Genomic DNA, 12,136 nt, shown 5'->3' with positions numbered 1-12,136 from the left:
GTTTACTCGCTGCTTCAGCAATGGCTTTAACAATACTATCTACACGCTCTTGGCTTAGCTGAGCAAATTCATTTTGAGCGGAGCGAGCGGAGTGAACTAAAGCTCTCGCCTCTTGAATTGATAATAGATCTTTATCTACCATTATTTATGCCCTTTTTTATTTTGGCTATCACAAACAACCTTAATTAGTACCTTTTTAGTCGCCTTTTTTAAATCTACTTTTATATTTGTTTCAGGCAGCTCACTAACTATCTTTCTCAAATTAGCTAGCTTCATCCTTTGTAATTTGGCTTCATTATAAATAGGCGGCGTTTCTTCGACAGATTCAAGTTCAGGCGCATCGTCAGTTGCATCTATTTTTTCCGCAATAGATTGCTCAGCATCATCCTGTGTTTCCGCTGCAGATGAAGACTTTTGTTCAACATCTTCTTGTTCACTATCTTCTACATTTTCTTTCTGTGTTACTGACGGAATAATCGGAATGATCGTTTCTAACGTTGAGCTTGGTCTCGCAATAACGTGCTTTGAAATCAATAAGTTCTGACCAAGACGGCAAATTGCATCTGCCGCGACCTCGACAGCCGTTTGCACAGCAGAAACTTCTCCTGTCACAGTAATCGTTATCAGACCACCAGTAGCAGAACTCTTATTTATCAAAGAGACATCAGCAGATTTGAGCATAGAGTCAGCACCTTCAACTGCTGCTAATAATCCTTTTGTTTCAATCATTCCGATAGCATTCATCATACTTTCCTTTAAGGCTTACACAATAATTAGTGAGCGATAATCGACACAGGGATAGCCCTCTCTTTCAAATAGCTCTCTACTTTTACTAATTCTTCTTGTGTAAACCTAGAATAATCATCGAAAGCGTATTTACGACCCAGCTGAGCATATTTATGCACCCCCATTTTGTGATAAGGCAATAAATCTATTCCTTTAAAGTTTTTAAAATCTTTATAAGGCGATACAAGCTCTACTAATAGGCGAAGGTTCTCTTCACTATCATTTACACCCTTAATCAATGGAAATCGAATCTTTACATTTTGTTTGTTATCAAGAAGCCACTTCAAGTTATCCAATATCAACTCATTGTGGACGCCAGTAAATCGATAATGCTCTTCTGAGATCATGTGTTTGATGTCATACAGAAATAGATCTGTATGCTCTGCCACTTTCTCGATCACTTCCCTTTTAGCATAACCACACGTCTCTATTGCCGTGTTAATACCTGAGTATTTACACATGGCGAGTAAATTAATCGCAGCTTCCGGCTGCGCCAGAACCTCTCCGCCACCCAGAGTGACACCGCCACCTGTGTGATAAAAGTGTCTATCTTCTTCAATGATATCAAGTAGCTCTGTGATGCTTTTATCTTCACCTATCATGGCTAATGCATTAGTAGGACAAGCATCAACACACATTCCACAGCCAATACAATTGTCATCTGATACTTTATGTTCAAAGGTGACAGGATCCAGGTAGTGGGTATCAGTCGGACAAACCTCTACACACATACGACATTGTGTGCACAATTCATCTTTATATAGGATTTGATGATGGTATTTTTGACTTTCCGGATTAGAGCACCACTCGCAGCGCAGAGGGCAACCTTTAAAAAAGATGAGTGTGCGTATGCCCGGACCATCATACATATTGTATTTTTGAATATTAAAAATACGTGCTTTTCTTTCTATCATGGCGCAACTACTTCCTAAATTAACTCCTGCCTTTACGGCAGGAGTCGCAGTGGTTCAAAAGTCTTTCAGTACTGTTCGACTGATGATTTCATCTTGTACGTCTTTACACAGCTCCACGAAGAAAGCACTGTATCCCGCCACGCGTACCACTAAATCACGGTATTTTTCAGGGTGCTTTTGAGCTTCCAGCAATACGTCATTGTCCAGATAGTTAAACTGCATCTCGCCGTTGCCAAGCATGCTCGCGGTTCTGATTAGGGTGATAATCCCATCCTCTCCCTCGCGCGTATCAAGCAGCCCTGACATCAGTTTGAAGTTATGCACCATACCGATATTCATGTAGTCATTTTCCATCTTGGACACTGACTTGATGATGGCTGTTGGGCCCTTAAAATCTGCGCCTTGAGTCGGGCTAATACCATCTGACAGTGGCGACCAGGCGTCACGACCATTCGCTGAAGCGCCAAGTAGTTGACCAAAAGGCGTGTTGTTGGAAATCGATAGCGTTCCGTGACTCAGTACAGAGTAAAGTGTCTTAAACTTACGGTGCTCTGTTTCGGTGAAGAACACCAGGTCGGTGGCGATATCATCCGCATAATCATCATCGTTGCCGTATTTTGGTGCTGCCAAACAATCGGCCTTAATCTGCTCGTATCCGACAAAGTCCGCTTTCAAGGCTTCGTTCAGTTGTTCCAATGTGTACTTCTTCTCATCAAACACGAGTTTCTTAATGGCTGCCATTGAGTCGGTGTAAGTCGCCAAGCCACTCCATACGACACCGGGACCAAAGTTATACATGGCACCACCAGCAGAGACATCACGCCCTGACTCCATAGTGCCTTCATACAACATTGACATGAGTGGTTTAGGAGCATGATCACGATGAACCTTTTGCGAGATCACTGTTGCAACACTGGTCCATTTAGTGATGTATTTGATTTGCTCTTTAACGGCATTATCGAATTTTTCATAGGTGTCGTACTGGCTTAGCGGGCCCAGATCCGGGCAAACCTGCTTGCCATACCAAAGTGGCACACCGCCGTTCAACACTAATTCAATACAGATTGGCCATTGGGTGTAACCCGTTGACGTCCACTGGTAAAGACGACCAGATTTTTGTGGCTCTACACACCCCATCAGACAGTAGTCTCGAGCATCTTCCATTGAGACACCTTTCGCGAGCATCATCTTAATGTGTGCATCATCAAAGTGTACGGCTGGGAAGCCCATACCTGAGCGAATAACATCCACAATCTTACGCAGATATTTTTGAGGAGACTTATTGTTAACTCGAGTCGCCAGCGTCGGCTGATAAATTCGAACATGGCGTACCGCATCCATCAACAGGTAAGTCAGCTCATTGGTTGCATCGCGACCTTCACGGGTGATCCCCCCGACACACATGTTGACAAAAGGTTGATAACCCGCGAAAAACTTCGATGCACCTTCACTGGTTAACCACATCATCTCTGACATTTTAATCAGCATACAACCGGCAAGATCAAAAGCTTCATATTCTGTCATGCGCCCTGACTTCAGGTCGGCCATGAACAGGTCATACATATACTGGTCGACTCGGCCAATGGACATACCGGTCTGGTTTTCTTCAACTACTAAAAGAGATTCAATGGTCCAAACCGCCTGGATCGCTTCCCAGAACGTTTCCGGACGGTGAGCCGGAACACGGGCATTCACTTCAGCAATTCTTTGCAACTCTTGTTTACGGCGTGGATCCGTTTCTTTCTGTGCAAGTTGGGCGGCATAATCAGAGAGACGCTTCGCGTAAACCATCACACCTTCTGCGGTCTCGATAACCGATTTGTAAAAGTAGATTTTTTCTACGTCATCCGGGTTTTGGTAATCCAGTGCATCCAACTTCTCTTGCGCTTCACGTTGGATATCTAACATGCCTTTTTTCATGACAATCACGTCATAACCAGGGTTTGAGTCACCACCACCACTGGTTGCGTGATAAGAGCAGTCAGATACGTAAGACTCACCTGACAGCTCCCACAATCCCGCTTCACGGTATAAGCCTTCACAATGCTCATCAACAGAGCGCTCTGCCCAGTACGGGAAAATATTCTCAAGCAGCTCTTTTTTGTCTTCTTCTGATAAATAGAATGGATCTTGAGGACGAGTGCCTATGGTATCTATTTCGTCACGCAGCCAGCGCCAGGAAACATCAGGAGAAAAACAGCCTGTACGGGGAGCCCCACAAGGCGCACCAACAATCAGTTCATTATCCTGAATGACCAGAGGTGCGGTTTCACAGTTGCGAAGAAAGCTTTTACTGCGTAAAAGAGCCGGTGGCATACCGATATTTTCTTTGTATACATCAGTAATAATACGTGCACGGTTAATACTGATAGACGGGACATGTTTTAAGAATTTTTCTTTTAGTTTGACATGTCTTTCTGTAGGGCCATCAGGAATTGTTGTACCAACTGGCATTACCTTTGACTCGGAAGCTGGTTGAGAAAAGACTTCTTTCGATACATTCTGGAAAATTTGCTTTAACGAATTACGATCAGCTTCTGATAAATTTTTAGTTGCTTCTTCCAGTTTATTGGCAAAACCCGCAAGATCCATAATCTTTCACCTTAATACTAGGTTGTTGTTTAACGTCAAATATCTAATCAATGTTTTTATACTATTTAACTATTTTGTATCGCTCTAAGCGCTTCCTGAATTACTTTCTGGACAGAATCAATAGGACTTTCCTCACATTGAGGTTTTGATTCTTGCTTAAAGAGAAAATTATCGACCTGTCGCACACCATAGCCAACTTTTCTTATATAGGTTAAATTACTTGGAGATATATTATCTGCCGTCATCCCTAGCCCATAAGTTCTATTTGCAAGTGACATTGAAGGCGTCAAGTTTGTAGTTAAACCGATCCCACCAAAAGAGGCTGGTGTATTAACTAATAACCTCCCCACCGGTTTTCTTAGAGCAAAAAGTGAGATAACTTCTTCATCATTAGAATGGATGGTTAGCGTATGCGCATTGCGTACATGAAGTAGTAATTCGATACATTTTTCGCACGCGTGCATCCAATCATCTTCAACATAGTAAGCAAGTACAGGTGCTAGAAGTTCTTTAGAATAAGGGTCGTCCTTGGTGACATACTTACGCTCTGCAACTAGAAGGCGAACGCTGTCAGGAACAGAGAAATTGGCTCTTTTAGCCAACTGTTTGGCTGAAACGCCGACCATCCCTAGTCTATGCTTTCCAGTCTCTGAAAATAGTAGTTCTGCAAGTGCGCATGACTCTTCTTCCGTCATGAAATAGGCGCCTTGCTCTTGCATTAGTGAGCGTATTTGAGGCTCTATGCACTCATCAACTATAATTGAGTGCTCTGCAGAAGGAGATATTCCATTGTCGAAAACCTTACTAGAAACAATATCTTGAACTGCTTGGCGAACATCAGCACTTCGTTCGATAAAGGCAGGACCATTTCCGGTTCCACTATATATGACGGGCTTTCCTGAACGGCGCCCTAACTCAGCCATACCAGGAACGCCTGAAAGCAGAATCAGAGCGGTATCAGGGTGGTTTAATAACTCTTTTGTCCCTTCTTTTGTCACTGTATCCATGTAGGATAGCGATCCGTTTGGCAAACCACTTTTTTCAGCAGCCTCGATCATGCAATCAAGAGCAGCTTTTATACATTTAGTTGCGTGCGGGTGAGGAGAAAAAACAATGCTATTACCTGATTTTATGGCAATAAGCGCCTTATAGATGGTCGTTGAAACCGGACTGGTTACCGGAGATAACCCGACTAAAACACCAAAAGGTATACCTATATCCAATGTGCGCTGTTCTTCATCTTTCGAGATCACGCCAACGCATTTTAGTGAGCGTAAATGTGTTAAAACCTGCTGAGTAACAAACAGATTTTTTTGAACTTTATCTTGCCAACGCCCATAGCCTGTCTCTTCGAAAGAGAGCTTTGCTAAGCTTTCAACTTGCTTTGAAACACTACCAACCATAGCCTCGACAATGGCATCAAGTTTTTCTTGAGAAAATAACGCTAACTCTTTTTGTGCACTAGCTGCATTTTCCATAAGAACCCTTGATTCTTGTATGGAAACTAAATCCTTATCCATTATCATGATTAGCACCGCCTAGTTGCAGATTTACTTTGTTTTATTCTTGCTTTAAATACCAGCCTACCTTTCCTCTTTAGGGGAAGGTCAATATATCCCCCTTTTAAATAGAGAAAAGTGTTAAGTGAAACAGGTCTAATTTTGATTTTCAAAAACGGTGTTACGAAACATCAACCCGGCTTACATTTGAGTCATGGAAACACAATCATAATTTAACTTTTCTGTAAAATAATTAATCACTTCTTGAATAGCTGTCTCAACACTAGATACATCGCCTGTTATCATAAGAGAGCCATCTGAACGTTCTAAAAAACCAATATTTACTGCCACAGTTTTCGTTGCAACATCAGCTGCAATAATTACACCTTCACATGGTGTAATATTCATAATTCCAATAGCGTTACCTTTCTCTTTAGCGAGATCTAACACATTGAAAAGTTCAGGTTGAGGATTAGAAATAACATGAGCCAGGGTAATTTGCTTACCTGGAACATGCTCCTGAATTATACGTTGTTTCATTTCTTCATACATGAAGATGTACCTTTCTGGAGCTCGGATGTTATTAAACAATATATTTATGCAGATCCTGGCTAGGAGCTGGAATAACTACATGACTCAATACTGGTCCGGACTCACCAACACCTGTCACACCCGCTTCTACCGCCGCCTGTACTGACGACACATCACCAGACAAAATAACAAATGCTTTACCCGCTAACCCTGCGGCGAAACGAATATCCAGAACCTGAACATTTGCAGCTTTTGCTGCTGCGTCAGCAGCTAAGATACACCCTGCACAGGTGTACACTTCAATGACACCAAGAGCAGCCATATCATTCGCTTCAGGAACACCCTGAAGAGCAGATGCTACTGAATGATGTACCCGAGGAATAATGAATCGATCGACTACCATGGAAGAACCAATCATACAGCCCGATTCAACACTACTCGTCACTGCCGAAGTGTCCCCCGCTATAACAATCAGATAACGACCAGGACAGGTTGTTTTGGCCATAACTAGCTCCACACTAGCGGCTTTGATCATCGCGTCTGCTACTTGAATACCTACGGCTACACTGTTGAGTTCAACACAACCTATTGTTTGCAATCGCATAAAGTTCACCTATTAACTTCTAATTGTTATGACATTGTTTGCTATGGAAGACACCACACCAGAGATGCTCGAATGTATTCTTGCGCTCATGCTACCGTCTGGGATCTCACCAATACACTGTCCCTTTTCTACGCTATCGCCAATTTTTACGATGCAATTCGCAGGAGCACCAATATGCTGGGACAATGGGATAAATACCTGTTCAGGAACAATCTCGCCTCCATAAGATGTACTAACATCATACTTCTCGAGATCAAGACGCTGAATAAGACGCTGAGTAGGAATTCGACGACTTTTTCTGAATGGATGAGCTTCTTGTGACTCTCCCGTCGTCTCCAAACGAACACCACCTTCTCTCAATTTCGCTTTGATTTGTGCATTTAGTTCACGTGGAGAAAGCCCCATCGGGCACGCAAATTTTTCACACACGCCACACTCTGAGCAAAGTAATGCCTTATGAGCCTCTTTATTATTCAGAATATCTTCCGTTCCAAGCTTGGTAAGTTTGTGGGGTTGTATGTCATGCCCTAATAAGAAGCGAGGGCAAAGTTCAGTACATTGTGTGCATTGGCAACACATTGACGTTGTCAATTTACGTACTTGCTGAGGAGGCATAATTTTTCTTGCCACCACAGTATGTTCTGGAGGAAGTACCAGAATACCACTTGTCGTTTTAGTTATCGGGCTGTTTATGTCTGACAACACACGCCCCATCATTGGACCACCATCAACGACAACATAATCATCGATTGTCGCGCCGCCTGCATATTCAATAATCTCCGACGCTTTTGTTCCTACCGATGCGCGAACAACCATCGGTGTTTTTACCGCTCCAAAAACAGTAAGATAGCGATCAGTTACAGGTATCTTCTCAAGAGCTAGCCCTATGTTATAAAATGTTTCAACGTTACTTACGACAGCCCCAACATGGAGTGGTAACCCACCTTGAGGAATCGTTCTATCAAGAACTTCATGAACTAATACATGCTCATCACCGATTGGATAAAAGTTCTCTAACTCAAATATTTCAATGCGTGAGTCACCAAATTCCTCAACCACTGTTCGTAAGGATTTCAATGCAGCCTTATGTTTCGCCTTTAAGCATACAATGCCACGATTAGCGCCAGTGGCATTCATCATGACTTCAACGCCTTTCAGCATTTCTTTTCCTGCAGTTTCAATAAGGTAAGGGTCACTCATAAGAAGCGGTTCACAAGACGCTCCATTTACTAATATCGTATCTACATTAGTATCAGCCTTTATATGAGTAGGTAATCCAGCACCACCGCCACCAACAATGCCAGCATTTTTGATAATATTAATTACATCTTCTTTCTTCATACCCTTTTCTCTCAATACTTTGAAAATAGCTAGCGATAATCGATACTGGGACACCTATCCCTTGCATATAACAAACAGGTTTTAATGATTTTTCTTATGTGAAATTAAAATAGTCATCAAAAAAGTACTTCCTGACTTACTTATGGATGGCATTCAAATAACAATTAACACTGATAATTTAAGGTAATAAATTATCAATGTTATATATTTGTGTAATTTTCAGTAAATCTGGATGCGGAGAAGGAATTACTATTGAGCTATAAACTTTTGCTCCCATATTTTCAACAGCACGAACCCCTGCTTCTACAGCAGCCATACAAGCGGAAACATCCCCCCGCACGAGTACTGAAATATATCCCGATGCAACATTTTCATATCCAACAAGCTCTACATCAGCTGCCTTAATCATTGCATCTGCTGCTTCTAGAATAAACACAATGCCGAATGTTTCGATAAATCCCATTGCTGCTGGGCTTTCACCTAATTCGTTTTGTGGTCCCTCTACAGGCAAACCGTGAACTGAAACAATATCCCCAATCGCTTTAATCGGGCGCGGCATTGAATTAGATGCGGTTAATTCTCCAATGCTTTTTGCCGCTGTAGTACCAGCCTCTACTGATGCTGTAATTGCTGCTACGTCACCTTTAACCATGACAGTGACCAGTGTAGAGCCTATATTTTCATACGCTACGAGCTTTACATTTGCGGCTTTGAGCATGGCATCAGCACCGAAAATAGCAGGAACCATTCCCAATGTTTCAATAAGACCTAACGCTTCTTCACCCTGATACCGAATGAATTCTCCCATTTTACTACACCTCACTTTAATCATTTCGTTAAATGAGTTAGTTCCAAATACAGAATCCTAATCTTCCCCTTAAGGGGAAGGTCAATGTTATTTAGGAAAACGGGATTGAATAATTTGAACTCACGCACATTACGATTATTTGCAATTGTATACGCGGCTAAAATGTAATGCTGATCTCATATTCTTTGGGGACATATTTATCGTGATAAATATCACAAAGGAAAACACTATCAATTGATATTCCATTTAATGGGTATATCGTCGCGATAGTTAATATATAAGTTATCAATTACATTAGGTTCTTTTTTTAATTATGAAACAAACTCTTTTGTTAATATAAAGTAAATTTTTAGTTAACAGGAGAGGGGTGAATATGAGATGAGCGATACTATTATATTAAGAATAAGAGCATCTTAAATTATGGAGAACATTCAGCCATTCATGTCTACAGCCACATACTAATACACCAATAAATAAAGTATCTATAAGGGCATTTAATACATGGAAAAAACAACAGTTTTAGATTTGGATAGTGCTATCAGCACACCTACCTCCGATAGCGCAGAAAAAAAATTACGACGTGACTTTCGCCGCAAAGGAATTTCTACCGCTCTGTTTTCAGGGCTTTCATACGGATTTTATACGGCCTTCATGACCCTAGCGATGTCTATGGGTATCTGGAATGTTTGGTATGGCGAAGGCTCCGGCCTCTCTTTATTCGCCACAACATATCTTCTTGCCGCCATTGGTGCGGCTTTGACTGACTCATCTAGTGCAATATGGGCACTGGGCATTGCTGGCGTACGTGGTCGCCTAGGTGACTTTACTCGCTCAATAAGAACTAGACCCGGAGCCATAATGATAGGATCAGCTATTATCGGTGGCCCCTTGGCAAGTACAGCCTATGTAGTCGGTTTACAGATGGCTGGATCCATTGTTGTGCCTATTAGTGCCCTGTGCCCTGCCATTGGTGCCGTTTTAGCTCGCGTCATTTTCAAGCAAGAACTAACAGCTCGCATGATGCTAGGCATTGCAATCTGTTTTTTTGCTAGTGTTCTTATTGGCGGAACTGCTGGTCTAGATGCAGACGCTTCTCCAACCGTAATGTTAGGTATCTTCTTTGGCTTCCTGGCCGCTCTATTTTGGGGTATCGAAGGTTGTGTTGCGGGTTACGGCACTTCTATGATTGATCCAGAAATCGGTATCACTATACGTCAAGTTACTTCAGGGTTAACTAACTTGATTCTCCTGGTTCCAATATTTGGGTTTATTGCCGGTGAAAATGGAACTGCCATGGTATTCCAAGCGTTAGCTGACTCCCAATCAATGCCATATTTCATAATAGCGGGCTTAGCGGCATATGGTGCATTTATGTTCTGGTATAAAGGAAATGCTATGTGTGGAGCTCCGTTAGGCATGGCTTGTAACGGTACGTTTTCTTTCTGGGGACCTTTATGTTGTTGGCTAGTTCTGGGCATAGCCTTTGGTATTGCGGGCTGGACAATGGCTCCGATTGCATGGGTTGCAGCGATAATAATGGTTTTTGGTATTTTTGTAATTGCTATGAACCCAATGGACTTATTCAAAAAGGATAATAACCAATGAAACCGTTAAATTATGCGATACTAAAATATTTCACTACAGTTGAAAAGGCCAGCACAATTGAAGTAATGGACACACTTAGTCCAATGTATGGGTCGTTTAAAGCCTTTACTAAAAACGCTATTTTAGAGGCTTTGCTAACTGCGGAAGCCAACGGCTTACTCGAAAGTGCCGGAAGCAAAATGTCAAAAGAAGATGAATTGATTTTGTATTTTAGAGCACATGAAGAAGGTGCTAAAACCATAAATAGTTATATCATTGATTAACAAGAATATGTTGAGAGTGTTCAATAACACTCTCAACTATTTATAATAACAAACAGTTTGGAGAAATTTAGTTTGAACAAATATTCAATTAGCGACGTTAGCAAATTGTGTAATATCTCAACTAAAGCACTTCGTTATTATGATAAAATCGGACTAATTAAGCCAAAAAGATTTAATTCTAACAACTATCGTTATTATACTGATGATAGCCTATTTCTTATTCCCATTATAAAGTACTATAAACAAATGGGATTTACACTCGATGAAATGAATCAACTAATTTCTTGTAGCGATTGTAATATTGATAATATCATGCAAGAGGTATTCAAGCGTAAAATGTCCGACCTCTTTGAAGAGCAGAAAGGCTTAGAGATTAGGTATAACTCAGTAAACGATTGGTATAATCTGATACTAGAAGCAAAAAGTGTTCAAGAGAATCAAAATACAGATGTTTCAATACAATTTTTCTCAGGTGATGACTATCTATATTTGAAACAAAGCTTTGATGAAAACATTCGCGCTTCAGTCATTAATATAGAGTTTACAGATTATGTCGAAAAGATGAAAGCTAATATTGTAGGCCCTGTGATATTACAGTTCAAATCTTACCAAGCGCGTGTTACAGGTGGAGCAAAAGAGACTTGTATTTTACAAAAAACAGCCACTCCCTGCCCATCAGAGAAAACCATTTTCATAGGCGCTCAGCCTATGGCTAGGTGCTACCACATAGGAAGTCACTCTACTATAAAAAATACCTATGAAAAAATAGCAACATGGGCAAAATTAAATAACTATTCACTAGCAGACGAATGCTATGAACGATACGTTATAGATTATTGGACGACTAAAGATAGCGACAAATATGTGACGGAAATTATGATACCCGCTAAACGTGTAGTGACACACTGAATCTGACATATGCATCATTATTTGAATGATATTGTTGACCTTCCCCTTAAGAGAAAGGATACCCTTTTCCTTAAAGAAGCCCAAAAAGTATATGGCTTAAACGACATTAACTTTAACGCATAATAATTATGAGGCGTAAATAATGGTAGATAAAGATCTATTATCAATTCAAGAGGCGAGAGCTTTAGTTCACTCCGCTCGCTCCGCTCAAAATGAATTTGCTCAGCTAAGCCAAGAGCGTGTAGATAGTATTGTTAAAGCCATTGCTGAAGCAGCGAGTAAAC

Annotated in this window: 11 protein-coding genes and 1 pseudogene; 3 read left to right on the top strand and 9 right to left on the bottom strand. The window is 41.2% G+C overall.

Going from position 1 to position 12,136, the window contains the following annotated elements:
• Positions 1 to 141 precede the first annotated feature (141 nt).
• The 9 genes and pseudogenes from EIZ48_RS27225 to EIZ48_RS29215 all read right to left on the bottom strand — a co-directional run.
• Positions 142 to 747, bottom strand: coding sequence for a BMC domain-containing protein (locus EIZ48_RS27225; protein ID WP_160658416.1), 606 nt, complete (start codon positions 745 to 747; stop codon positions 142 to 144).
• Between the two features lie 26 nt (positions 748 to 773).
• Complete coding sequence (gene cutD, locus EIZ48_RS27220; protein WP_160658403.1) at positions 774 to 1,700, bottom strand: choline TMA-lyase-activating enzyme; 927 nt, start codon at positions 1,698 to 1,700, stop codon at positions 774 to 776.
• Between the two features lie 54 nt (positions 1,701 to 1,754).
• Positions 1,755 to 4,292 carry a choline trimethylamine-lyase gene (cutC, locus tag EIZ48_RS27215; RefSeq protein ID WP_160658401.1) on the bottom strand — a complete coding sequence of 846 codons (2,538 nt, stop codon included), beginning with the start codon at positions 4,290 to 4,292 and terminating at the stop codon, positions 1,755 to 1,757.
• Between the two features lie 65 nt (positions 4,293 to 4,357).
• Positions 4,358 to 5,818, bottom strand: a complete 1,461-nt coding sequence (locus tag EIZ48_RS27210) for an aldehyde dehydrogenase family protein (protein ID WP_192928750.1) — start codon at positions 5,816 to 5,818, stop codon at positions 4,358 to 4,360.
• 174 nt (positions 5,819 to 5,992) lie between these two features.
• Positions 5,993 to 6,343: a BMC domain-containing protein gene (locus EIZ48_RS27205; protein WP_160658399.1), complete on the bottom strand. Its 351-nt coding sequence runs from the start codon at positions 6,341 to 6,343 to the stop codon at positions 5,993 to 5,995.
• A gap of 31 nt (positions 6,344 to 6,374) precedes the next feature.
• Positions 6,375 to 6,926: a BMC domain-containing protein gene (locus tag EIZ48_RS27200; RefSeq protein ID WP_160658397.1), complete on the bottom strand. Its 552-nt coding sequence runs from the start codon at positions 6,924 to 6,926 to the stop codon at positions 6,375 to 6,377.
• 12 nt (positions 6,927 to 6,938) lie between these two features.
• Positions 6,939 to 8,267 (bottom strand): 4Fe-4S dicluster domain-containing protein, encoded by a 1,329-nt coding sequence (locus EIZ48_RS27195; protein WP_160658395.1) that lies wholly within the window; start codon positions 8,265 to 8,267, stop codon positions 6,939 to 6,941.
• 178 nt (positions 8,268 to 8,445) lie between these two features.
• Positions 8,446 to 8,730, bottom strand: a complete 285-nt coding sequence (locus EIZ48_RS29220; protein WP_240153115.1) for a BMC domain-containing protein — start codon at positions 8,728 to 8,730, stop codon at positions 8,446 to 8,448.
• Positions 8,731 to 8,826: 96 nt separating this feature from the next.
• Positions 8,827 to 9,075 (bottom strand): annotated as a pseudogene (locus EIZ48_RS29215) (BMC domain-containing protein); the annotation flags it as partial.
• Between the two features lie 501 nt (positions 9,076 to 9,576).
• Here EIZ48_RS29215 and EIZ48_RS27185 point away from each other — a divergent pair.
• From EIZ48_RS27185 to EIZ48_RS27175, 3 genes are all read left to right on the top strand, one after another.
• Complete coding sequence (locus EIZ48_RS27185; protein WP_160658394.1) at positions 9,577 to 10,680, top strand: DMT family transporter; 1,104 nt, start codon at positions 9,577 to 9,579, stop codon at positions 10,678 to 10,680.
• Positions 10,677 to 10,943, top strand: coding sequence for a hypothetical protein (locus tag EIZ48_RS27180; RefSeq protein WP_160658392.1), 267 nt, complete (start codon positions 10,677 to 10,679; stop codon positions 10,941 to 10,943). The genes EIZ48_RS27185 and EIZ48_RS27180 overlap by 4 nt, the downstream gene beginning before the upstream one ends.
• Before the next feature lie 72 nt (positions 10,944 to 11,015).
• Positions 11,016 to 11,852 (top strand): MerR family transcriptional regulator, encoded by an 837-nt coding sequence (locus tag EIZ48_RS27175; protein WP_160658391.1) that lies wholly within the window; start codon positions 11,016 to 11,018, stop codon positions 11,850 to 11,852.
• The last annotated feature ends 284 nt before the right edge of the window (positions 11,853 to 12,136 follow it).

The sequence above is a fragment of the Photobacterium alginatilyticum genome, assembly GCF_009910675.1.
In the GTDB taxonomy this organism is placed as follows: domain Bacteria; phylum Pseudomonadota; class Gammaproteobacteria; order Enterobacterales; family Vibrionaceae; genus Photobacterium; species Photobacterium alginatilyticum.
Note: the sequence above shows the minus strand (reverse complement) of the source record. Positions and strands in the feature narration are given on the sequence as shown.

Bases quoted from the DNA above. Each gene is read 5' to 3' on its own strand.
- EIZ48_RS27185 (WP_160658394.1), top strand. From the start codon at position 9,577: ATGGAAAAAACAACAGTTTTAGATTTGGATAGTGCTATCAGCACACCT.
- EIZ48_RS27205 (WP_160658399.1), bottom strand. From the start codon at position 6,343: ATGTATGAAGAAATGAAACAACGTATAATTCAGGAGCATGTTCCAGGT.
- EIZ48_RS27180 (WP_160658392.1), top strand. From the start codon at position 10,677: ATGAAACCGTTAAATTATGCGATACTAAAATATTTCACTACAGTTGAA.
- EIZ48_RS27210 (WP_192928750.1), bottom strand. From the start codon at position 5,818: ATGATAATGGATAAGGATTTAGTTTCCATACAAGAATCAAGGGTTCTT.
- EIZ48_RS27195 (WP_160658395.1), bottom strand. From the start codon at position 8,267: ATGAAGAAAGAAGATGTAATTAATATTATCAAAAATGCTGGCATTGTT.
- EIZ48_RS29220 (WP_240153115.1), bottom strand. From the start codon at position 8,730: ATGGGATTTATCGAAACATTCGGCATTGTGTTTATTCTAGAAGCAGCA.
- cutD (WP_160658403.1), bottom strand. From the start codon at position 1,700: ATGATAGAAAGAAAAGCACGTATTTTTAATATTCAAAAATACAATATG.
- cutC (WP_160658401.1), bottom strand. From the start codon at position 4,292: ATGGATCTTGCGGGTTTTGCCAATAAACTGGAAGAAGCAACTAAAAAT.
- EIZ48_RS27200 (WP_160658397.1), bottom strand. From the start codon at position 6,926: ATGCGATTGCAAACAATAGGTTGTGTTGAACTCAACAGTGTAGCCGTA.
- EIZ48_RS27225 (WP_160658416.1), bottom strand. From the start codon at position 747: ATGATGAATGCTATCGGAATGATTGAAACAAAAGGATTATTAGCAGCA.